Below are 22,301 nucleotides of genomic sequence, written 5' to 3'. Positions count from 1 at the left end.
CCATCATGAATCGATCCTTGCTCCACGAAGTCGGTTTGCGTCAATCGCAATGGATGACTCGACGTGCACTGTTCAGCAGCACCGCGGCGGGACTGGGTGCTATGGCACTCGGAAAACTGTTGGCCTCCGACGCATCCAATCAAACCGCGTCACCACCAACGTCACCTCAAAACGATCCGTCAAAGATTGCGTCGGGAGGAATGCCAGGACTGCCTCACTTTGCCCCCAAAGCCAAGCGGGTCATTTATCTGTTCCAATCCGGCGGTCCCAGCCACATCGATTTGTTCGATCACAAAGACGAACTGGAACAGTTGCACGGAACGAACTTGCCCGATTCCGTTCGTGGCGGACAACGATTGACGGGCATGACGTCGCGTCAAAATAGTTTTCCTGTGGTCAAACCACTTTGGGGCGGAAAACGATGCGGGGAGCATGGAACCTGGATTGGCAATCTGCTGCCGCATTTGCAAGGCATCACGGATGACATCTCGATTGTCCGATCGATGTGGACGGAGGCCATCAACCACGACCCCGCGGTAACTTACATCAACACGGGTTCCCAACAAATGGGCCACGCATCGATGGGGGCTTGGTTGAGCTACGGATTGGGATCCGAGAACGAGGACTTTCCCGCGTACATGGTGTTGCTCAGCCAAGGCAGTGGAAAGAACCCTGGCCAACCGCTGTTTTCCAGGTTGTGGGGAAGCGGCTATCTGCCCTCCAGTCATCAAGGTGTGATGCTCCGTCCGGGAGCCAATCCGGTGTTGTATCTGAAGAACCCCAAGGGTGTCTCCCGTGACTCGAGACGGGAACTACTGAACACCTTGGGTCAATTGAATCAAATGCATTCCGAAGCAACCGGTGATCCAGAAACACTCGCTCGCATCGAGGCCTATGAGATGGCCTACCGAATGCAAACTTCGGTGCCCGACCTAACGGATGTTTCCGATGAGCCCGAATCCACGTTTGAGCTGTACGGCGAAGAGGCACGTCGGCCAGGTTCCTTCGCGGCAAATTGTTTGCTGGCGCGAAGAATGGCTGAGCGTGGTGTTCGGTTCATTCAATTGTTTCATCGCGGATGGGACCAACACATTGCCATTCGCAATCAATTGCCGCGACAGTGCAAGGACGTCGATCAGGCTTCCGCGGCGTTGGTGACCGATTTGAAACGGCTTGGCATGTTGGAGGACACGCTGGTCATTTGGGGCGGCGAATTTGGACGCACCGTGTACAGCCAAGGCCAAATCGACAACCCGAGTTCCGGACGAGACCACCACGGACGTTGCTTCACAACCTGGATGGCCGGCGGCGGCGTCAAGTCAGGTTACGACTACGGAAAGACCGATGAGTTCTCCTACAACATTCTCGAAAACCCCGTGCACATTCGCGACTTGAATGCGACCGTGTTGAATTTGCTGGGCATCGATCACGAACGTTTCACTTTCAAATTCCGAGGCCTCAGTCAAAGACTCACTGGAGTCGAAGAAGCTCATGTGATCAAGGATTTGATTGCGTGATTCCTGGTGGCGTGGTCCCCGGTTGCATGATCCCCGTCGCGTGAGTTTGGACGAGCTCCTCGTCTTCGTTTGCGTCCGCGTCCGTCGCGAGATCCGCCGCTCGCTGATCCGTTGCTCTCTGATCTGCCGCAGCCAACAGCACCAACATCCACAGCAACGTGGACGCGAAAGGGAACGTTTCAAACGCGGTGTCTTCAAACAAACCTGAGACACAAATGTAAGCCGCGATGCCGCGAAACAACGGGTCGACGACGGTGAATCCGTGATAGATCGTCCATCCAATCAACACGGCCATGCACAGACCCGCGAACAAGCCTGCCGAGAAGAATGCATGCAACAACAAGTTGTGCGTGTGGTGTGAATAGTCTTCCATCAACAGCGGCGAACTGTTCAAACCCCATCCGGTCAAAGGGCGATGAGCAATCAATCGAATGGCCTCTGCCCAGATTTCAGTCCGCCCGGTCGCGGAAGTCAATTCATCCACATCCCCTGTTTTGGTCCCCACCGCAACGACGCGGCTGCCCACATCGGATCCCTCGGACAACAACCCGATCGACAGAACAATCAAACAGATGGTCATGGCCGCCAACAGCGAAAGCGCCACGCCTCGCCGATTGGACAGACGGTCGCTCATGATTGCCAAAGCGGAAGCGGCACAGGCAACCGCGGCGGTGCGACTCATGGTCTCCAAAATGGTTGCCGCGGCAATCACGAAAACAAAACCCAGCGAGACAAAATCAAATGGTCGCATGGGCCGTGTTCGAATTCGCCAAAGGGACAAACACGTGACGATCGCCAGGGTTGCGATGCGACCGAGAGAATTAGGGTGAGCGGTGCTGCCCATCCGCTCGACGATCAGCGTCTGCGAAAACTCTTCTTCGTAGACCGCGGTGTCACCACCCATCCAGTACAAAGCCCACGCGGCCACCAAGTGAATCACCAATCCGATCAAGACACACCGGATGGTTTGTTGCAGCGTCAGAAAATGCAACGCAACCGCAGCGAAGACAATGTAGAAACCGTTGATCAGCGAAGCCGCCCGCGACACATTGGCCGCCGGTGTATAGGCAACGACACTGGTTCCCAACAAGACGACACCCAGCATCACCAAGACCGATCCAGGAAACCGAGCCAATCGTTGACGAACCGGCGGGCACAACAACCAGCCCGCCAATGCCACCAGGCCAACGTTCGCCGCCAACAGCAGTTTCAGTGCAACTTCTAACGTGAGCCCCGCGCCGGCAGAACCGGCCGGCGTCGCATCCGACTGATCCAATGGATTCAGCGCGGCGGCTAGAATCAACAACAGGGGAATCGCCAAGGCAAACAGTCCCTGCAACACTCCGGTGGATGACTCGGGTGCGGGTGTCGACTCCACCAATTCGCGATTCATTTCGTCGAAGGCGGTCTCGTTAACGACCATGCGGGACATGCGTCCACTCTAGTCCGGCAAACTTCCTTTACCATGGATGAACCTCTTCCGACTGGCTCATAGAATCTCTGTTCAGCACGAATTTTCGCGGGAATTTCCAATTCCTTCACAATCATGAATTCGCTCAATCCATCTGACTCGTCTCAGTGTGCCGATTACTTCAAGGCCCTCGGTGATCCACTTCGTCTGCAGATCGTTCGCGCGCTGCAAACCGGGCCGCTGAGCGTTTCGGATCTGGCGTTGTTGGTCGAGCAAGAAATCGGCACGGTTTCCCACCACCTGCGGGTCCTCTTTCATGCTGATCTCGTGCAGACGCAACGCGAAGGCAAGTACATCTACTATTCGCTTAAAGACGGGATGCTAAACGGCCGCGGCAAATCCAAGCAAAGCTCCTTGAATCTGGGTTGTTGCAAAGTGGACATGGGCCCGATGAATCCCGACGCCAACTGACTCACCCAGACACCGACCATCACCACCACGTGTCGGCACCGCGAATCTGATTGACTGACATTCTAACGATTGTCAGAATGTTCATTCCAAGTCGCACCTGGTTCCGTTAATTCGCGACTGCTACCAACCATTTTGCACGGAGAATTCGCGATGACGCAGCCCATTGAATTTGTGATGATCGGCGGCTTTTTGGGTGCCGGAAAAACAACTCTGATCAGCCGGCTCGCGAAACGATTGCAAGCGGAAGGCAAGCACGTTTGCGTGGTGACCAACGATCAAGCCGCCGGTTTGGTCGACACGCAATTGCTCAAGAGCCAAGGTTTGGAAGTCAATGAAGTGGCCGGTTCCTGTTTCTGTTGCAACTTCGATGGTTTGACCAATGCCATGGAAGAATTCGAAACGCGTCAGCGTCCTGATGTGATCTTGGCGGAGCCCGTGGGAAGTTGCACCGATTTAATCGCCACGATCGCGGCGCCGATGATGCAGCGACTGGGCGAAAAGTTTGTGCATCGTCCGTACGCCGTCGTGCTGAAGCCCAACCACGGGAAAAAGATTCTCACCGGAACCGGCGGTGGCTTCAGCGAAAAGGCCGAATACATCTTTCGCAAGCAGCTCGAAGAATCAGAAGTAATCCTGATCAATCGCGTGGATGAACTTTCACAGGAAGACCTGCGACTGCTGACGGACGAACTGAATCGGCAGTATCCCGGACGAAAGATCATTCCCTTGTCGGCCAAAACCGGAGAAAACCTGGACGCACTGTTTGAAACCTATCAAGGCATTGCGTCGGATCGCGAATCGATGATGGAAGTCGATTACGACGTGTACGCCGACGGCGAAGCGGAACTGGGTTGGCTGAATGCAACGGTTCAGTTCACTTCGAGAGAACCATTCGCGTTGGATTCGCTCAGCGTCAACATCATCGAAGAATTGCGGCAACGCTTTCTCGCCGCGGGTGCCGAACCCGGTCACCTCAAGGTGCTCTGCAATGACGAGTCAAATGGTGACACGGTCAGCGTCGCCAACTTGATCGATAGTGATTCCGAAACCGTGCTTTCGATCGCTTCCGAAGTGAACACCACCCACGCCACGGCCATCATCAACGCGCGAGTGCGTTTGGCTCCCGAATCGCTTGCGGAAGATGTTCAGCAAACAATCGACAAGATCGCAAACGGACTGGGTGCCACCACGGAAACAACTCAGCTCGACAGTTTCCGCCCCGGACGCCCCGAGCCCACCTACCGAGTTCAGTGAGTCTTTGTCGGAGTCCTGATCAAATGGACACGCCCGAATCGTGGCAGTGTTTCTCAACCACACGTTCTGCGATCGCAAGTGACGCCGTGGCAGCCGGGCTGGGTGCGTTCAACACGTGAGTCATGTGCGGGGTGGACTCGAACAAAAAATCATCCACCAACTCGCCGTTGTCTCGCACGGCTTGGGCTCGGACCCCGGCGCGAGCGGGAATGAGATCAGACGATCGCAGTTCGGGGATCAAGCGCTGCAGGGCATGCGTGAAGGCTGACTTTCGGAGCGAACGGTGCATTTCGCCGAGCCCCTTGCGCCAGTGCTTCTGCGCCAAACGAAGGAATCCACGGTAACCCAATGTTCGTTGCAAATATCGAACATCGATATCGCGCCACCGGTAACCCTCTTTCGCCAGTGCCAACACCGCATTGGGACCGCACTCGACATTGCCATCAATCATGCGAGTGAGATGGACGCCCAAAAACGGAAATGACGGATCCGGAACCGGGTAAATCAGATGCCGGCAAAGTCCACGTTTCTCTGGTCGCAGCATGTAGTACTCACCGCGAAAGGGGACGATCCGAACGTCACCCGATCCATTCACTCCTCCAAGCCCAATGCCCTGTTCCACCTGTTTTCGCGTTTGGTGAAAGAGCTCATCGCTGTGCAGCCCGGCACATGCGATCACCGATTTGGCCCGACACTCCCTTCGTTCGCTTCGATTCGCGTGATCAATACAATCCAAACGAACTTCACGATCCTCCGTGAACACTGTCCGCACCGGGCAGTTCAATCGCACGATGCCACCGGCCTGTTGGATGTGATTTCGGTAGGCCAGTGCAACTTGGCGGTAGTCCACGATGCCGGTGCCGGGGACCGCGATGGCTTCCACTCCCGCCACTGACGGCTCGATTTTGTGCAGCTCGTCGGTGGTGATCCGGCGGAAAGGGACCTCATTCGCGGCAGCTCGTGAGATGATTCGTTCGAGCGATTCGACCTCGGATTCGTCGGTTGCGACCACGACTTTCCCGCATTTTTCCCAGGGAATCGCGTTCTCCGTGCAAAACGATTCCAGCTTGGCTTTGCCTTCTCGGCACAGCAACGCTTTCTCACTGCCGGGTTGATAGTAGATCCCGGAATGAATCACGCCGGAGTTGTGACCGCTCTGGTGCGCGGCGACAGAATCCTCCGTTTCCAGCACAACGACTCGTTGACCAGGGAACCGACGAAGCCACGTCATCGCGGTGGCCAGGCCAACGACTCCCCCCCCAATCACGGCCAAATCGCACGATTCAGATGCTGTGTAGCACATAAAAAAAGTTCTTCATTCCGGGTCCCTAGCTCAAATTGAAACCTACATTTGATATGTCGGACGAGTTCCCCGTGCATGGGCAGCATTGGGATGGACTCACTCGATCTCACTCCACACCGGAGAGGAAATGAACTGGGCACACAATGAGTACTACTAATCTGAAAGCGAATCCAGGCAAGAACACTGTTCTTGTTTCTGTCGACGACCTTCAAGTGGGTGCGATCTGCCGCACGCCGATTGAAGATGAGGTCGGCCGATTGCTGTTGGGAACCGGCACCCGAATCACGCCAGAAGTGATTGAGGGTCTGCGTGAACGCGGCATCCAAGATCTGGCGATTAAAGCGGACGAAGCCGAAAACCTTCGCTCGGGAAACAAAGGTGGTGGCGGCAAGCCAAAACCAAAACCGGTGCGTCCCAAAGAACGCCACCATACCAATGGTCAGGATCATACGAAGTGGCGCAAGGGCGTGCCATTGAAGGATGCTCTGGTCAATCGTCATCACGAGCCCATCGACGTCTCACGTCGCAAGGTGCTCAAAGGGCACGTCCAATTGGCGCGGACCCGGTTCGAAGAAATTCGTTTGGCGTTGACCGAACAAAAGATGCAAACCGTGGAAGCGTTGTCTGATTTGTCAGGTGCGTTTGCTTCCGCGATGGTCGATGACCATGACCAAACCGTCGGCGATGTGGTTGCGGCGGATACGGAAATGTCGCTGACCGATCGCAGCGTCAAATTGGGCGTGCTGGGAATGGCCATCGGCACGGAACTTGGCTTGGACGGCCCGTCGGTGCTTGAAATCGGCATGGCTGGTTTGCTGCATGACATCGGTCTCTACACCATGGACGCGGCACTCAGCGTTCCGGGGCGTCCTCCGCTATCACAAGAAGAAACATGGGAATATCGCAAACACCCCGTCGTCTCGGCGAACAGTTTGCGTGAAGTTTCCGACATACCGCACTCGGTGCTGCTGGCCATTGAACAGGTTCACGAGCAATTCAATGGCACCGGTTATCCGTTTGGATTGGAAGGCAACCGGATCCATCAATACGCTCGCATCCTGAATGTTTGCGATACCTACCTGCGTTTGACCATCGGGACCAGCTTCCGAAAAGCGTTGGTGCCGCATGACGCCCTGGGGTTCATCCTGCACCAAGCTCGCTACGGAATCTTTGATCCCAAAGTCATTCACGCATTCCTTCGAACGAAGTCGTTGTTCCCATTGGGAAGTCGCGTTGAGTTGGCCAATGGAAAATGGGCCGATGTCATTCGTCGTCCCATCGAAGGTTACGCTTGCCCTGTGCTGCAAAGCTCGGATGGTGAACGGGTCGATCTGTTGGAAACGCCCAACGAGGTGGTGGCTCCCGCGTGTGACCCGCAACGCAACCAAGGCCGATTGTCGATTGAGGCGATGCAACGCATCCGCTGGAATCCCGCCGACGAATTGTTCTTCGAAGAAACTTGACGGTCTGCTGGGGTTCGGGTCCTTGTGTCCTCCCGAGCCTCAGCAGATCGTTGCCCGTTCACTTTTCGTTTCTGCAAAACGCTTTCGCCTGAACAGCGATGCGACGATCAACGCCCACGTCACCACCGCCAGCCCACAGGCGGGACGATGCCAAAACGGATCGTAGATCCAACGAATGGTCCAATCACCCGGCGGGCACCAAACGCCCTGCCCAACTCCATCCGCCCGATACACCCGCATCGTGACCGGTTCAGAACGGTCCTGTATTGCGCCGTCCATCCGAAGCCCCTCCGCGCGCCATCCTCCGTCTTGATAAATGCGACGCGAGACAAAGATCAGGCCCGGTGCACCTCCTTGAATCGCGTCTTCTTCCAGCGCAATACGATTCGCGTTTTCACCCAACCGCGATGCGAGGTCGATGCGTTCCGACCATGGGAAACGATGCTCCGTTTCGACCTCGTCAAAGGAATGCTGTCGCGTTGACTTGATGGCCCAAGTCTCAGTATCGCCGCCATTGGATCGGGAACCGCCGACGCCCAACCAAGCGGAAAGGTTCCGCCAATTGAGTTCCTCATTTTCAGTCAATGCGACGCCCCAGAACCGATCCATCGCGACCGGACGGATCGACACCAAACTGTTGAAGACCGATTGGTGCTCCATCAAGTGCCAACGTCCTTGCCAACGACATCGATCATGAACTTCCAGGGCCAATAGTCGCTCGGCGTCCGATGACTCGGACCAGCTTTTTGGAAACTCCGAGGAATCGCCCATCCGCATCCAACGGCGAGTTCCCGAGATCGGATCGATGATTATCGACGCAGCGGCCCACGCGGTTTGCTCGGCCTGCAAGTTGATCGTCGGTACTAGACTGCGTTGTGCCCAAACCAAATCCGTCGCGACCAGCAACATCCAAAGACAACCGAGTTTCCTCGGCGACACCCCGAGTTGGCCCGCGTACCGAATCGCCATCGCCATGACAAAAACCATCCAAGCATGGATTGCTGCCAACAGCCACGCGGTCCAAGCACGCTCCATTTGGAAGGGTCCCCAGACAGAATCAATCGGTGTCGTTTCGATGGATGCCAACGTGAGCCAAACACAGCCACTCAAACCAACGATCAGCGGCCCAGCGACCCAGATCGCTTTCTGGCCAAAAAGTTCGCGAAACAGATGACCGATCCTCGGTTGCGAATCTGGCGACGTACGCGAAACGGGATGCTGACTTTGCTTTGTCTCATGCCACTGTTTCGCTCCCAAAGTGGCCAACATAGAAACGACGTAGGCGACAACTGGCAACCACTTGGAAGGATATCGAAACGCATCGTACCCCGGCACCACATCGACCAACCATTGATAGGGCGCATGCCACGGACCGTACCATCCCATTGCTGCAAATGCGGCGAAGACACCCATCACGCAAAACGAAACCGTGTTCGTGGAACGTTTCACTAGGCCACCAATAACCGCGTGAGCAACCAAGACGAACACCGCGGTCCCGACGTACAACGATGGCGTCCACAACGCATCGAAGCAACGAAACTCACCAAGAAACGCGGGGCGATCCCAACGGTGATGGATGGGCCACGGCGATCCGAAACCATTCGGGAAGGCAAGTTCCGCCCAACGCCATGGCCCCACCGAGAACGCAAAGGTTTGCGAAGCCGATCGGGTCTCCGCGACGCGACCACTTTGTGATGCCCATGCGACGGACGATGCGATTTGAGGTGCGGATAACATCACCGCAAACAAGCTGGCCGCCACGACACGTCCAAACCACTGGACCGACTTGGACAACGGACGTCTCTCGCGATGTCGTTGCCAATTTGAGAGCACAATTTGTGTCGCAATCCAAAGCCCGGCCATCATGACCACATGCAGCGCCGTCTGTGGATCGCCTCCCAAAACCATCATGCTCAGCGAAATCGCGGCGAGTTTCCAACTTCCACTTTCACGATGGATTAGCGACGTCATCGCGAGCGGCAACCATGCGGCACCGACCAGGAACGGAGGGTTGGTCGTCAGAAACAACACCGCACCCGACAACGGATAGGCCAAGCCAGCTATCGCCGACGAAGCGGGCTGGCAACCAAACTTTCGAGCGGACCAATACGCTGCAACCGAGGCCAAGACCAAATGCAGCCAAACATAAATCGCCAATGCCAAAGTCGAATCGTCGCGTGAGAACGCGAGATAAACGGCATGGCGAGTCGGGTAGAAAACCGCCGTCGTGGTTTCGCCCGCCAGGGGCATTCCCGTTTGATCATGCGGATTCCACATCGCGTGGAAGAAGAACGACAGCGGACGCTCCGCGCATCGTTCCCCCACGTATTGATACAGCGGTGTGTAGAAATGACTGACGTCACGAAAGGCGAGTCGTTCGCGACCAATCAATGTGCCAAACAGCAACCACGTCAGGCACAAAGGTCCGAACCAAACGGGCCATTCGTCACGCAGCCGACTCCAGCAACGCAGCCAACTCCAGCAACCTTGCTGAGCCCCACTGCTTTGCGAGCCATCGGCTTGCTTCGGCAATCCCGACGGATCGGTTGGATCAACCCGATGGAACCATGCCGCCACGCGATTGATTGCGGAGGGCTTCGGCACGGTTCAGAACATCCTCGGAAGGTTCGATCACTTGGGGCACCAATTCGATATCGATGATCCGCTCATCACGAATCTCGCCGGGCCAAAGTGTTTCGCTGACGAAGTCTAACACGGGCAATTGATACCACGGTGGCTTCATTTTCTTGAGCACAACTTCGGTGCGGTAGCCCTCACGTTCGATGCGGACCTCGCGTGTGCCATAGTAGATGAAATCAGTCGCCGCGGGAGAGGTTCCGATCAATTGGTTGTCGATCGAAACCGTGGCTCCAGGAGGACTGGTCCGGACGGTCATGCGACGCCGGACGCAACCCGAGCCCGCGATCCAAACCATGCACAGCAGCATCAGTGGCAGAATTGTTGGCGTCACGAAGAACGTTCGATGATCGGAATGACGTTGCATCAACGTGTGAAACTCGATGTTTCCGGTGGGAAAGCCGCGTCTCACGAGTCCCTGAGTTCCGGCCAATCGATCAGCCATCGAAACACGCGTCGCGGAAACATCGGAACTAACAACTGCGACGTTCGCTCAGCTAGGTCAGTTTTCGGGAATCCAGAGCTTCGGCGTGGGTGACTCGGACGAAGGATCCTCACCCAAAAACTCGCCACCCAAAAACTCAACGCCCGCCCCCTCACTTCGAAGTCCCGCACGCCCGAGACCCCCGTTTTTAGATCGACGAGCCTTGATGCGGACATACGGAGCGATGTAACGGGCACGGTCGGCAAAACTGCCGGGTTCCGCGTCGCGTTTGGCATGCAGCGGTTCCGACAGATCCTCGATCACAAACCCGCAGCGACACAGACCCCCGATCATTTCTTCCCATCGATGCAAGAACTCCACCGCCCCGGGCTCTCTGAGTCGAGCCGCGACGGGATTGTTGTCTGAGGGTGAAATCGGAACGTTCCCGGCCGGATTGGCGGACGGATCATTGCGGTAGTAAGCGTGCTCGATGGTATAGCGTGGCGATCCATTGACCGAAGTTCGAGGCTGGGTCGACGATTGCAAGCTGGTCGGCGATTTGTGCTGGCTGATATACAGGCCGCCTCCACGAATCACGCGGGCGACCTGAGCGTAGACGGCGGTGATGGAAGGCAAATAGCAGGTGCTGACGGGGTGAATCACGATGTCGAAATGAGCCACCGGAAGCATCGAAAGATCGTCCATCGATCCTTCGATCAGCTCGACTTGGTGGCCGCGCTTGCGAGCCGCCACACGGTCTTGTTCCAGCATTGCCGGAGACAAATCGACCACCGTGACGTGAGCCCCCGCCGCCGCGTAAAGACTGCTCTGACGTCCACCGCCCGCGGCTAAACACAGCACTTTGGCCCCCGTGATGTCGTCACCCAACCACCCGGCCCCGTCCACCGTTTTCAGCGGATTGACCAATTCCTGGTCGGAAACGATCTGGCACAGGGGCGACCCGGAGGCCGTCATCCGCTGATAAGCCTTTCGATTAGCCCCTAAGATGGTGTCGCGGTCGATGGTGAATCCCCCAGACGGATCGATTTCGGGTTAATTTGGGAACTTTCCCCGCCCACCGGTCATCTGACACCTTGACAGCCCACTCGACCGTTTGGTCGTCCGACCGCACTGGCGGTCAGCTGCCTCAGAAGGTAACTCTACGCATGGACGCGTTGCGTTGGTTCGAAACGTTTCAAACCTCGCTCCCGCTGCAACAGAACAGCATGATGTCTCCCACACCCGAACAGATCGATCAACTGATCAGCGACCATTTGGATGGTCGTTTGACGGAAGATCAATCGCAATGGCTCGCCGAGCAGTTGCGCATGGACGCAGACTTTGCCCAGCGAATTCGCGATGCAGAACTCGATCGCAAAATGTTGCGATCTCTGCATGAAAACACAACCGCCTCCCGAGCCCTCCCTTCCGATTTCGCGTCTCGCGTCGTGGCCGCCGCTCAACAGCGTGCGATCGATGAAGATTTGTCCGCAGTACATCCACTGCGCCAGATGAAAGTATCGATTCCCGTCGAAGCCGCCGTTGCCCAATCTAACCGTTACGGAAAGCGTGCTTGGATCGCTGCCGTCGCGGGATTGGCCGCCGCCGGTTTGCTCGTCGCTTCACTGCGAACCCAGGTGCCCGGCCCAACGCCGGACAATCCTGTTTTGGATCCGTCGACAACCATCGCACAAAACGATTCCGACCCGAGCAATCCACCAACCGGGATTCAGCCGCAGGTGGTTCCCGAGCCAACTATGGCCGATGAACCCGCGAGCGAAATGATTGCCTCGGACGACCTTCCCACCACGGCCCCCGAAGCAATGATCGCTTCGGCAGATCTTGGCGGCGAGTCAGTCTCACCGTCGCTCCAGTCGGATGACATGCCAACACCGACGACAGCACGAGAAGTACCAGCGGCCGACGTTTCATCGATGGTCGCCAGCCAAAGTAGCAAGGACCTGCAAACGCTGTCCGGTGCGGTTTTAGTCTATGACGTTCGATTGACGCCCGAAGCACGCAACCCTGGTTTGCGAAACCAGTTTGCATCGGCCGGCGATCCAATTCGCAAAGCGATGACCTCCGCTGGTCTGGAAGCGTCCAGCAAGCAATTGGTCAGCGAACGATTGATCGAAGCCACGCGTGAATCGGTCACGTTGGATGACGACACGCGGTATCAAATTCTGTTGCTTCGCGGTCCCGCCAAACAATTGGATCGTTTGTTCTTGGAACTGTTGTCGGACGATGAATCAGTTGATTCGGTCGGAATGTCGATGGCCATGGGCAACGCGGTTTCCGGAATCGCTTGGAAACAAGAGAACGAAACAGTGGGTGCCGACGCGGTCGCCTACGAATTGAACGCGGATGACAAAGAGTCGCTGCAGCAATTGGGCGTCGCACTGAGCAATCGCGATTTCATGCCTGTGAAGGCGGAGTCGTTTTCCAATCGCATCAACTTCGCTTTGGGCTCACCAGAAGCCGCCAGTACCGGCAACGATTTCATCACCGAGGTATTGGTCATCATCAGGTAGTTGTTCAAGAACAAGCAGTCTCTCCCCAAAAAAAGCCCGCAGCGTCTCAGACGCGCGGGCTTTTTTCTTTTTCATACGTGATTGCCTGTGTTTTGAGATCCGTACGATTGGCACGCGAAATGCGACGGTGGGTGGACGTATCGAACACCGAACTCCCATTTGAAAGGTCCATCATGCTTTGGAAATCACTCACCCTGTCCGCTGCTTTGGCTGCTTGCTTGACCACCATTGGTTGCGATGAAGCCCAATACGACATGGCCGTCGACAACTACAACGAAGAGGTCCAAGAAGGCCGCGAAGAGCTGAATGAAGCTCAGGTCGATGGAGCCCTGTCAGAAGATGAAATGGAAGAACTTCAAGACCAGAACGAAGAGATCCAAGAAGCCGCCGGCGAAGTCGCTGAGCAAACAGGCGACTTGATCGAAGAAAAGACAGACTGATTCGTTTTCGTCACCACAACGAATTCGATCATCAAGAAAAGCAACGAGTCTGACTTGGTCGGACTCGTTGCTTTTTTATTGGGTGCGATGCGTTTACCGCGGTCTCAGTTACCGAGTTGATCAGCCAAGCCTTCTGCTCGGTAGATCGACCGCAGTGCTTCCGGAATCGCGACACCGGACACGCTCACCGCTCGGCTTTGCACGTCAGTGTAAAGGTAGTCGCTGGTAAGACTTTGAATGTTGCCATCAAAGATCAAACCCACCAATGTCCCGTCGCGATCGACCACCGGTGACCCGCTGTTGCCACCGATGATGTCAGCGGTGCAGACAAAGTTGAGTTGCGTGTCCAAAGCAATGTTCTCTTTGGCGTTCATCCAAGACTCAGGCAAGTCGAAGTCTTCTTGGCCCTCGTGTTCTTTGGAATGTGTGAAGGCACCGGCGAAATTGGTGGTGGGATCGACGCGTTCACCTCGCTCTTCGTAGCCCGAAATGACACCGAATGCCAAACGCAACGTGAATGTCGCATCGGGATAGCCCCCCGTGCCTTCGATCATCGTTGTCGCTTGGGTGATATCGGCATAGGCCTGCTTTTCGCGCTCGCTCAGTTGTTCGCTGATCTCATCGATTCGGCGATACTCCGGTGCGATCACGCGAGCCAGACGCAACATCGGATCGTCTGATGCCAACACGGCGTCGAGACCACCATCGACGAGCGATTGTCGGAACTCGACATCTTTGACTTTCGTTTTCGTCACCAAGTCACTCGCCACTTGCTTGGGCGATCGACCCGCCAGAACTTCTTGAACGATCGTGTCCTCGGGGCCACGGTTTTCCAACAACAAAGCGACTTCATCCGCCAACTTCACCATCTCCAAATCGTCGTAGATCGGTGCGGGTGACAACAACTGTGCCAACAAAGATTCACGACCGGATTCGGTGTAGGCGGGCAATCGCTCGGCGTTGGGTTTGCGGTCTTCTTCCGCGAGCAAGACAATTCGCAAAGCGATTTGAAACAATTCGCTTCGCAGCGAAACCGACTGATCGAGCAACTCGGCTTTCTCGGTTTGAATTGCCGCAACTTCGGCCCACGCATCCGCCAGAGACGCGTTCTCATCCGATTTTTTCAGTTCCGCCAGCAACCGATCTTGGCGTCCGCGTTTGGCGACGAACGTTTGTGGGTCTTGCAGTCCGGCAAGCATCCCCGTGTAGGCCTTGCGAGCGTTCTGAATCCCAAACAATTCGTCGCGACCCCGGCGGGCGGCCTCTTTGCCTTCCAACCCATATTGCTGCAACAGAATTTCTTTCCGTCGCAGCAGATCCAAAACAGATGGCAGTCGTTTGTCTCGCAAGTATTCCAGCGCTTCGACGGTGAAGATCCGCTGGGTACGTCCGGGGTGTCCGCTGACGAACACCAAGTCTCCTTCTTTGGCGGGTTCGGAGTTCCACTTTAAAAAATGTTCTAACTTCGCGGGTTTGCCATCTTCGTAGACTCGCATCAACGTGGCGTCCAAGTTGTATCGCGGGTACTCGAAGTTATCCGCGTCGCCACCAAAGAATGCCGCCGCAGTTTCCGGTGCCCAAACCAAACGCACATCGGTGTATTTCTTGTAGCGATAGAGGTGGTACTTCGCTCCACCAAACAAGGTGACCACATCGCTTCGAAGACCAGTTTGGTCGAGCGACTCCTTTTCAATCGTTGCGATCGCGGCGCGGCGTTGCTTGGCCGCTTCTTCCGCGTCGTCACCCGCGGTGATCTGTTTGTTGATCCGGTCGGTGACGTCTTCGATGCTGATCAATTGATTCAGCTCCAAGTCCGGGGCTTTGAGCTCTTCCTCAAAGTCCTTCGCCAAGAAACCGTCTTCGATCAGATTGCGATCTTCGGTGCTGAGTTTCGCCAAGGTCTCGCTGGCCACATGGTGATTGGTCAGGACCAAACCATTGGAAGACACGAACGATCCCGACCCGCCCGAATTGAATCGAACCGACGATAGCTGCAGATGCTGCAACCATTCCTCGGACGGTTCGAAATCATATTTCTCACGCAACAATTCGCGTGGAACGTCGTTGAAGAGGTACATGCCCTCATCGGCTTGGGAATGACTTGGCATCCCCGACAAAGCAAAAACCATGCAACTTCCCGACAAGAACCAGCGACGCGCGTGTGCAAACATCTTGGACAATCCAAAACACGAGGGGGACAGAACACGAGGGGGGACAGAATCCTGATTCCTCTAGTTCATCCGTTGCATCGGCTGCATGCAACCGGGCGAGCGTTCGATTCCAAGAGTCGGCGTCAGGTGGAGCCTGACCCACCGCTGAGTGGTCAGGCCGCGTCGGCCATGTCGCTGTGGCAAAGGCTTCGATAGAACGAATTGCTGGCCAACAATTGTCGGTGCGTGCCGACATCCGCGACTTGGCCGAGATCCAACACGGCCACCCGATCCGTCATCGCCAAGGTGCTGGCTCGGTGGGTAATCATGATTCCCGTGCGACCTTCGAGGAACGTTTCCAACGCTTGGTGGATCAATTGCTCGCTCTCAATGTCGATCTGACTGGTCGCTTCGTCCAAGATCAAGATGTCAGGGTCTCGCAGGAAAGCACGAGCGAGTGCGATACGCTGCATTTGACCACCGGACAATCGAACGCCGCCCGAGCCAAGCAACGTTTGATAACCATCGGGAGTCTTGCGTCGGATGAAGTCATCAGCAAACGCCATTTTCGCGGCTCGCACCACGTCGTGAGCGTCCGCACTGGGACTTCCGTAGCGGATGTTGTTCTCAATGGTGTCATCGAACAACACCGTCCGTTGGTTGACCAATGCGATGCGTCGGCGTAGATCCCGGGTCGGCAATCGATTGATTGGCACATCATCGAAACAAACTTCGCCTTGATGCGGATCATCAAAACGACAGAGCAGATTGATCAGCGTGCTTTTGCCACAACCATTGGGACCAATGAGCGCGATGGTTTCACCGTGCTCAATGGTCAAATCAATTCCTCGCAAGACCATTGGTCCCGACGGATATTGAAAATGAACGCCTTTGAACTGAATTGCCTTGTGCGGTCGGTCCAAGTGAACGGGATTGGGTGGATCCGTGACGCGAATGGGTTCGTCGATGATCTCGTACACCCGATGCGACGCGGCGATTCCACGCTGAAGCGATGTCCAAACATCCGATAGTTTCCGCGCTGGGTCCGAAGCACCGATCAACAATCCAAAGAACAACAGCACCTGTCCGACATCCAATGGACGAGGACTCATGCGGATGCCAAGCAAGTGAGTTTGCTGATTGATCACCAAGTATCCACCGGCCAAGATGGCCAGACCCACCATGGTCAAACCCAGCAATTCACTGCTGCTGCGAGCCAAAGTGTTGTACAGAGCAACCTTCATCGAACGACGAAAGTAGGCTTGAACGCGGGTTCGAAAACGTGCCCGTTCGTAGGCTTGAGTATTGAACGATTTCACAACGTGAATGCCACCGAACGCATCGTTCAGCATGCCGTACAAGCTGCTCATCTCTTCCATCGCGCGTCGGCTGGCTCGCCGAATGGCACGGCTGAGGTGCTGCATCACCAACGCCATGACCGGTGAAACGATCAATACCAACAACAGCAAACGCCAGCACACCGTCGCGGCACCAACCAAACAAACCGCCATCTTCAGCGGTTCGCGAATCAGGCGTCCTAACAACGTGCTGATACCGACCGCAATGTGAGCCACATCGTTGGTCAATCGACTGGTCAAATTCGCGGAACCGTTTTGACCAAAGTGATCGAGATCCAGGTGCAATGATTTTCGAAAGTACTTTTCGCGCAGTTCCATCACCGTGCCTTCGGCGACGTACTGAACCAACATCAGGTTGATCGTCAGGGCGACCAGCTTGATTGCGGTCCCACCCACCAACATGGCCACAATGAAAACCAACGTGGGAAACGCACCGCGAGGTGCCATGCGGTTGACCCAAGGTTCTGCCCAAGTCAGCCACTCAGCTGTTTTTTCGGATGCGGTGCGTGCCAGTTCAGCCGACGACAACTCGAATTGAAGCGAGCTGAGCTTCTGCTGGAACGCGGGATCGTCCGCAGACACGTCTGGCGAAGTGGCTTGTTGTTCCAACGAAGCCAACTGCTGTTGAAGGTGCGTGATTTTGACGGTCTGCTCGTTGGCTTCTTCCTTGGAACTGGCCAATCGTTCTTTGACGTATGACGGCAAGTCATCGCCTTTGAAGACCACTTCCACCATCGGATAAAGCGTTCCGATGTTCGCGCCCCACAATGCCGCAATCACCAACGACGACAACAGGATGCCCACCAAGGACATCTTGCGTCGCAGCGATATTCGCAGAACCCGGCGAAAACTCTTCATGGAAGCACAACAAGCGAGCGAGTGAACAAATTTCGGCCGGGCGACACGCTTCGGGTGCACGCGGCTACGAAGGGTCGCTTGTACCAAGCCGCCGGAATTGCCCGCCAGGGTGATTCGTGCCTTGTGATGAACGCGACGCGTTTGATAGCGAAACATTGGGAAATTGGCGTCGGAGAGTTCGAGTCTTCGATTCCCCTTTCCGGACCCAACACTCTTGGGTTGGACGCACACCTGTGTACTGGACGCACAAGTGGTGACATCGATTCTGGGACGCCAGATTCGCGATCATCGCGTCAGGATCAACACCGCAAACTGGGGAAACCGATGCAATTGGGCGATACGAATTCGGGGCGGCCGTTGAAGACGGCTAGCTGCTTGAACCATCCAAGTCGCACCGTCGTCCGTCGATGCGTTCAATTTTGGGTCTGGGTTGCCGCGGCCACAGCCTGCTTTTGCGTGGCGTCTGCCCAGGAGCCCACGATGGCTCCCCTGCCCGATCCGGTGCGACTGTCCGCGAACGATTCCATGTCGCACCATTCCGACACGATGGTCGGTTTGTCGGACTATTGGTCGGGAACGAACCCTTGGTTTGGGGCCGCACAAGTGCCGCATGTTGTGATCCAAGCTCCCCAGCAGGCGCCCCGTCCTCGTGCCCGCTCCGGTTCATTCGTTCCGGAAACAACCATGCACGAGACCATCTCTTCGCATCCGGTGTCCGATCCGTCCGCCAATGGCACCACCTACCAGCAAAATCCAACCGGTCAGCCGCATCGTCCAATCCATTCGCATCTGCATCACGCGGGGCAAAAAGCGGCTCAAGCGGTTCGCCCGCTGACTCATCCGCCCGGAGTAGAGAACGATCCGTCGGCGAAAGGACCGGGCCGATTGGGTGTCGGGGAACACTGGGTCAAAAACCCGCAGGCTCGGCCCTCCATCCCCAACGCGACCGTCTATCCCCAATGGAAAACGCCCTATTCGTACGGGTATTTCGGTGCGGAGGGAAAACGACATTGGTCCCGACAACACGGATACCGCGATCGTTCGTTGCAATGGACCCTGCGTTAAACCGGTACTCTGCGATAAAACGCTGTAAATACGCCAATCGAGATCTACACTGGAGTGTGTTCCCGATTGGTCCCAATCGGTTAGAAAAACCGAATCGTGTCCGTTCCCCACGCCTTGATTGACAACATGAGTTCCGACCCCTCCTCGTCTCGCCCACCCGCTGCTTCCGCCGGTGGTCCACCCGCCAGTGTCGGACGTCCCGGCGGTGGTCGTCCCGGACACGCCAACTTGCCCGAGCCCAGCGTGATTCCAGAGCAAGGTTGGCACTGCGGGCACTACTTCTATCGATTCCGCCGTGAAATGTTTGAGGGAGCCATCGCACCTCATCACCGCGATCAGTTCTTGGCCGCGTTGCATCCCAGCGGCGATGACGTTCCGGAACGGTTGGCGTCGTATTGGATCAGCGGCCACGAGTGCGACTTTGGGATCATGGTCATGGACCCCGATCCGGCCAAGGTCGACGGGATCCATCAAGCGATCATGACACCGGGGATCGGCCGCTTGGTCGAGCCCGCTTGGTCGTTTGTTTCCGTCAGCGAAATCAGCGAATACGTTCCCTCGATCGAAGAATATCGCGAACGCTTGATCAAGGAAGGGAACACTCCCGACTCACCCGAGTTGGCCGCCAAAGTCGCCGCGTACGAACGTCGACTGCCAATGATGAACCGCAATCGATTGCAGCCCGAGATCCCGGATTGGCCGTCGGCGTGTTTCTATCCCATGAACAAAAGCCGTGTTCCCGGTGCCAACTGGTTCATGGAATCATTCAGTGAACGCAATCAGATGATGGCGGAACATGCCCAAAGTGGGATGGCCTTTGCCGGCCGCGTCAGCCAGTTGATCTCCGTGGGAGTCGGCTTGGACGATTGGGAATGGATGGTGACGCTTTGGGGTCGCAACCCGCAATACTTGAAAGACATCGTCTACAAGATGCGGTTTGATAAAGCGAGCGCGAAATACGCCGAGTTCGGTCCGTTTTACGTCGGTTACAAAGCCGGTGCGGACGACATTCTGAAGCACTGCCGCCTGCTGTGATTTCGCGAGTTTGCGGTTCAAACTCAAGCAAGATCTCCGTCCGGTTCCGCCGGACGTCATTCTAAACGAAGTCGTTTCTTCAGCTCGACTTCACTGGGCCCACGTTTTGGTCCAGATAGGACTTGGTGTGATCCAGCACGGATTCATAGCTCAGTGCTTCCACGTCTTCGCCCAAGACTTCCACTTCGATCGGGCCTTCGTAGCCAAGTTCCAACACGCGGTGAACCAGCGACTCGATCGGCACGCAGCCTTCGCCGAGCAAGCAACGATTCATTTCGCCGAGCGGGCTGTGTCGACCATCGCCGAGCTGCATCAAATGCATCAAAGGCACGACGTGAGGCAACATGTCTTGAACGCGATCGTCCATCCCGACGTGATAGGTGTCCAGCACGAGTCCCAAGTTTGGACTGTCGACCAAATCCAAGATTTCCAACGTCGATTCCAAGTCGTTCACGAAGGACCACTCCACGCCGCATCCCGCATGGATTGGTTCAAGCGACAAGTTCACACCGAACTCTTCCGCAATGATCGCCAAATGTGACAACGCATCACACAACGTGCGTCGTGCGTGCTTTCGAATGTGGTTGTTCCGACCACCGGCCAACACAATCAATGTGTTCGCCCGTAGTTCCGCGGCGTCACGAACGGCTTGCATCGCATCACGAACCGCGTCGTCAAATCCACGACCATCACTGCCGGTGAATCCACCGACCCAACTCAGTGACGTGACTTGCAGGTCCGTTTCGCTGAGCAACTCTGCGGCTCGCGTCAGTCCGAGATCGTCTAGCTTGGGACGAAACAAGCCAATGCCTTCGAACCCGCGATCGGAATACGCTTGAGCATCTTGCTCGAATTCCCATCTCAGAGTCGACAATTGGTTGATCGCCAAGGTGTTCATAGACGGGTCGTAAAAAGGAGAATCGAAGAGGACGAGTCAGGTCCAAACAGGACGGGGCATCGGAGTATGCCGGTGCACCGTCGCAGTGTAAAGATTCGTTTTCGCCTTCGCAGCCATGCCCCGTCGGAAGTTTTCATCGCTATGGTATTGCTAGCAAAACAACGCGATTTGCTAGCAAACAGAATGCTCTGCACATCGCCATTCATTGAACATCAAACGTCCGTTTCTCAACGCACATTCTCTCACTGGTTTCTTTCTCCATGGTTGCTTTTTGTCGCTACGTTGAATCATCGGGTGTCACTCGTTTGGCCATTCGCAAAGAACCGGAAACGCAGTTGGCACCTCGGCCAAAGGTTTGTCCCATCGCTGACTTGTTGGACGAAGCGACCGAGCAAGAGTGGCTGCAAGGCAACAACCTGTTCGCGTTGTCATCGGACGAACTGAAAGCCTTGCCCACGCCGGATGCGTCGCAATGGATGGATGCTCCCGCGACCATGCTGCCCCCGGTTGCGACCCCGGAAAAGATTCTTTGCATCGGCTTGAACTACTTGGATCACGCGATTGAAACCGGCGCTGAAAAGCCGACGTTGCCCGTCGTCTTTAGCAAGTTCAATTCTGCGTTGGTCGGTCACGGACAAGACATCGTGTTGCCATCCATCAGCGACCGTGTCGACTACGAAGCTGAGCTGGTTGTGGTCATCGGAAAAGAATGCCGGCACGTCGCGGCCGAGGACGCCATGCAGTGCGTCTTTGGCTACGCGGTCGGTCACGATGTCTCTTCGCGAGACTGGCAAAAAGGTCGCCCCGGCGGTCAGTGGTTGGTGGGCAAGTCCTTTGACACTTTCGCGCCTCTCGGGCCGGCAGTTGTCACCGCCGACGAGATCGCCGATCCCGGCAACCTTCCGATCCGGATGCTGATCAATGGCGAAACTTTGCAAGACAGCAACACCGAGCAGTTGATCTTTGACATCCCAGCGTTGATCGCCCATTTGACGAAATTCATGACCCTGCGTCCCGGCGACCTGATTTTCACCGGTACCCCATCGGGAGTCGGCGACGCCCGAACCCCGCCCCGCTACCTGGCTCCGGGAGACCGCTGCGTGGTGGAAATCGACGGCATCGGCCGCCTGGAAAACACCTGCCAAGCAGAAGCATAAGTCGTTTCTTGGAAATAACTTGCAACATTCCGTAGGTTCGGTTCCACCGAACGGTTTCCGGTGGAAACGTGGAGCGTCCATGCGGAATCGAAGCCCACGTCAGGTGAGACCTGACCTACTGACGAGGGGTGATATTCGACGATTTCTCTTGAGATTTGCTCCCCTCCGCCGTTGCAATAAACGGTACAAGAAGCATAATTGATGCGACTGATTCGCAATATCAGCATCGACGACGCAGCAAGCGACGAGCATTTCGCTCTCTAGCCAGCCACGCTCGATCCGTCCCCGAGAGGGGTCGTTTCCCGTTTCGTGATCTCTTTGGCTGGAGA

Annotated in this window: 17 protein-coding genes; 9 read left to right on the top strand and 8 right to left on the bottom strand. The window is 56.1% G+C overall.

All coding sequences use genetic code 11. The features are described from left to right. The first annotated feature begins 5 nt into the window (after positions 1 to 5). Positions 6 to 1,517 (top strand): DUF1501 domain-containing protein, encoded by a 1,512-nt coding sequence (locus tag LOC70_RS03170; RefSeq protein ID WP_230251772.1) that lies wholly within the window; start codon positions 6 to 8, stop codon positions 1,515 to 1,517. Here LOC70_RS03170 and LOC70_RS03165 read toward each other — a convergent pair. Then, positions 1,498 to 2,949 (bottom strand): O-antigen ligase family protein, encoded by a 1,452-nt coding sequence (locus tag LOC70_RS03165; protein ID WP_230251771.1) that lies wholly within the window; start codon positions 2,947 to 2,949, stop codon positions 1,498 to 1,500. The two genes, LOC70_RS03170 and LOC70_RS03165, sit on opposite strands and share 20 nt — an antisense overlap. Before the next feature lie 114 nt (positions 2,950 to 3,063). Here LOC70_RS03165 and LOC70_RS03160 point away from each other — a divergent pair, with 114 nt between their 5' ends. Beyond that, on the top strand, positions 3,064 to 3,399 hold the full coding sequence (locus LOC70_RS03160; protein ID WP_230251770.1) for an ArsR/SmtB family transcription factor: 336 nt from the start codon (positions 3,064 to 3,066) through the stop codon (positions 3,397 to 3,399). A 150-nt stretch (positions 3,400 to 3,549) separates the two neighbouring features. Then, a complete protein-coding gene (locus tag LOC70_RS03155) occupies positions 3,550 to 4,653 on the top strand; it encodes a CobW-like GTP-binding protein (protein WP_230251769.1) in 1,104 nt (367 codons plus the stop codon). A 19-nt stretch (positions 4,654 to 4,672) separates the two neighbouring features. Here the strand turns inward: LOC70_RS03155 and lhgO are convergent, their stop codons facing one another. Next, positions 4,673 to 5,956 (bottom strand): L-2-hydroxyglutarate oxidase, encoded by a 1,284-nt coding sequence (gene lhgO, locus LOC70_RS03150; protein ID WP_230251768.1) that lies wholly within the window; start codon positions 5,954 to 5,956, stop codon positions 4,673 to 4,675. Between the two features lie 143 nt (positions 5,957 to 6,099). Between lhgO and LOC70_RS03145 the strand changes: the two genes are divergently transcribed. Continuing rightward, positions 6,100 to 7,419: an HD-GYP domain-containing protein gene (locus LOC70_RS03145; protein ID WP_230251767.1), complete on the top strand. Its 1,320-nt coding sequence runs from the start codon at positions 6,100 to 6,102 to the stop codon at positions 7,417 to 7,419. Between the two features lie 39 nt (positions 7,420 to 7,458). Here LOC70_RS03145 and LOC70_RS03140 read toward each other — a convergent pair whose 3' ends face one another. The 3 genes from LOC70_RS03140 to LOC70_RS03130 all read right to left on the bottom strand — a co-directional run bounded on the left by LOC70_RS03140 (position 7,459) and on the right by LOC70_RS03130 (position 11,455). Beyond that, entirely contained in the window at positions 7,459 to 10,023 is a 2,565-nt protein-coding gene (locus LOC70_RS03140) for a YfhO family protein (protein ID WP_230251766.1), read from the bottom strand. Continuing rightward, positions 9,971 to 10,423, bottom strand: a complete 453-nt coding sequence (locus LOC70_RS03135) for a PEGA domain-containing protein (RefSeq protein ID WP_230251764.1) — start codon at positions 10,421 to 10,423, stop codon at positions 9,971 to 9,973. The genes LOC70_RS03140 and LOC70_RS03135 overlap by 53 nt, the downstream gene beginning before the upstream one ends. A gap of 135 nt (positions 10,424 to 10,558) precedes the next feature. Then, positions 10,559 to 11,455 (bottom strand): class I SAM-dependent methyltransferase, encoded by an 897-nt coding sequence (locus tag LOC70_RS03130; protein ID WP_230251763.1) that lies wholly within the window; start codon positions 11,453 to 11,455, stop codon positions 10,559 to 10,561. Positions 11,456 to 11,706: 251 nt separating this feature from the next. Between LOC70_RS03130 and LOC70_RS03125 the strand changes: the two genes are divergently transcribed. Both LOC70_RS03125 and LOC70_RS03120 read left to right on the top strand, forming a co-directional pair. Further along, on the top strand, positions 11,707 to 13,011 hold the full coding sequence (locus LOC70_RS03125) for an anti-sigma factor family protein (RefSeq protein ID WP_230251762.1): 1,305 nt from the start codon (positions 11,707 to 11,709) through the stop codon (positions 13,009 to 13,011). Between the two features lie 173 nt (positions 13,012 to 13,184). Next, positions 13,185 to 13,451, top strand: a complete 267-nt coding sequence (locus LOC70_RS03120) for a hypothetical protein (RefSeq protein ID WP_230251761.1) — start codon at positions 13,185 to 13,187, stop codon at positions 13,449 to 13,451. A gap of 104 nt (positions 13,452 to 13,555) precedes the next feature. Here LOC70_RS03120 and LOC70_RS03115 read toward each other — a convergent pair whose 3' ends face one another. Both LOC70_RS03115 and LOC70_RS03110 read right to left on the bottom strand, forming a co-directional pair. Next, entirely contained in the window at positions 13,556 to 15,622 is a 2,067-nt protein-coding gene (locus LOC70_RS03115) for a S46 family peptidase (protein WP_230251760.1), read from the bottom strand. Positions 15,623 to 15,774: 152 nt separating this feature from the next. Continuing rightward, entirely contained in the window at positions 15,775 to 17,817 is a 2,043-nt protein-coding gene (locus LOC70_RS03110; protein WP_230251759.1) for an ABC transporter ATP-binding protein, read from the bottom strand. Positions 17,818 to 18,342: 525 nt separating this feature from the next. Here LOC70_RS03110 and LOC70_RS03105 point away from each other — a divergent pair. Together LOC70_RS03105 and hemQ are read left to right on the top strand one after the other, a co-directional pair. Beyond that, complete coding sequence (locus tag LOC70_RS03105) at positions 18,343 to 18,882, top strand: hypothetical protein (RefSeq protein WP_230251758.1); 540 nt, start codon at positions 18,343 to 18,345, stop codon at positions 18,880 to 18,882. Positions 18,883 to 19,008: 126 nt separating this feature from the next. Beyond that, a complete protein-coding gene (gene hemQ, locus LOC70_RS03100; RefSeq protein WP_230251757.1) occupies positions 19,009 to 19,917 on the top strand; it encodes a hydrogen peroxide-dependent heme synthase in 909 nt (302 codons plus the stop codon). Positions 19,918 to 19,996: 79 nt separating this feature from the next. Here the strand turns inward: hemQ and LOC70_RS03095 are convergent, their stop codons facing one another. Further along, on the bottom strand, positions 19,997 to 20,815 hold the full coding sequence (locus LOC70_RS03095; RefSeq protein WP_230251755.1) for a sugar phosphate isomerase/epimerase family protein: 819 nt from the start codon (positions 20,813 to 20,815) through the stop codon (positions 19,997 to 19,999). Between the two features lie 260 nt (positions 20,816 to 21,075). On the opposite strand from LOC70_RS03095, the gene LOC70_RS03090 reads away from it, so the two are divergent. Further along, positions 21,076 to 21,972, top strand: a complete 897-nt coding sequence (locus LOC70_RS03090; RefSeq protein ID WP_230251754.1) for a fumarylacetoacetate hydrolase family protein — start codon at positions 21,076 to 21,078, stop codon at positions 21,970 to 21,972. The last annotated feature ends 329 nt before the right edge of the window (positions 21,973 to 22,301 follow it).

The sequence above is a fragment of the Rhodopirellula halodulae genome, assembly GCF_020966775.1.
Classification (GTDB): Bacteria; Planctomycetota; Planctomycetia; order Pirellulales; family Pirellulaceae; genus Rhodopirellula; species Rhodopirellula halodulae.
Note: the sequence above shows the minus strand (reverse complement) of the source record. Positions and strands in the feature narration are given on the sequence as shown.

What these genes read in the sequence shown, in the direction of transcription:
- hemQ (WP_230251757.1), top strand. Translation starts at nt 19,009, where the DNA reads ATGAGTTCCGACCCCTCCTCGTCTCGCCCACCCGCTGCTTCCGCCGGT.
- LOC70_RS03130 (WP_230251763.1), bottom strand. Translation starts at nt 11,455, where the DNA reads ATGACGGCCTCCGGGTCGCCCCTGTGCCAGATCGTTTCCGACCAGGAA.
- LOC70_RS03090 (WP_230251754.1), top strand. Translation starts at nt 21,076, where the DNA reads ATGGTTGCTTTTTGTCGCTACGTTGAATCATCGGGTGTCACTCGTTTG.
- lhgO (WP_230251768.1), bottom strand. Translation starts at nt 5,956, where the DNA reads ATGTGCTACACAGCATCTGAATCGTGCGATTTGGCCGTGATTGGGGGG.
- LOC70_RS03125 (WP_230251762.1), top strand. Translation starts at nt 11,707, where the DNA reads ATGATGTCTCCCACACCCGAACAGATCGATCAACTGATCAGCGACCAT.
- LOC70_RS03110 (WP_230251759.1), bottom strand. Translation starts at nt 17,817, where the DNA reads ATGAAGAGTTTTCGCCGGGTTCTGCGAATATCGCTGCGACGCAAGATG.
- LOC70_RS03155 (WP_230251769.1), top strand. Translation starts at nt 3,550, where the DNA reads ATGACGCAGCCCATTGAATTTGTGATGATCGGCGGCTTTTTGGGTGCC.
- LOC70_RS03115 (WP_230251760.1), bottom strand. Translation starts at nt 15,622, where the DNA reads ATGTTTGCACACGCGCGTCGCTGGTTCTTGTCGGGAAGTTGCATGGTT.
- LOC70_RS03105 (WP_230251758.1), top strand. Translation starts at nt 18,343, where the DNA reads ATGTCGCACCATTCCGACACGATGGTCGGTTTGTCGGACTATTGGTCG.
- LOC70_RS03160 (WP_230251770.1), top strand. Translation starts at nt 3,064, where the DNA reads ATGAATTCGCTCAATCCATCTGACTCGTCTCAGTGTGCCGATTACTTC.
- LOC70_RS03095 (WP_230251755.1), bottom strand. Translation starts at nt 20,815, where the DNA reads ATGAACACCTTGGCGATCAACCAATTGTCGACTCTGAGATGGGAATTC.
- LOC70_RS03135 (WP_230251764.1), bottom strand. Translation starts at nt 10,423, where the DNA reads ATGCAACGTCATTCCGATCATCGAACGTTCTTCGTGACGCCAACAATT.
- LOC70_RS03170 (WP_230251772.1), top strand. Translation starts at nt 6, where the DNA reads ATGAATCGATCCTTGCTCCACGAAGTCGGTTTGCGTCAATCGCAATGG.
- LOC70_RS03120 (WP_230251761.1), top strand. Translation starts at nt 13,185, where the DNA reads ATGCTTTGGAAATCACTCACCCTGTCCGCTGCTTTGGCTGCTTGCTTG.
- LOC70_RS03145 (WP_230251767.1), top strand. Translation starts at nt 6,100, where the DNA reads ATGAGTACTACTAATCTGAAAGCGAATCCAGGCAAGAACACTGTTCTT.
- LOC70_RS03165 (WP_230251771.1), bottom strand. Translation starts at nt 2,949, where the DNA reads ATGTCCCGCATGGTCGTTAACGAGACCGCCTTCGACGAAATGAATCGC.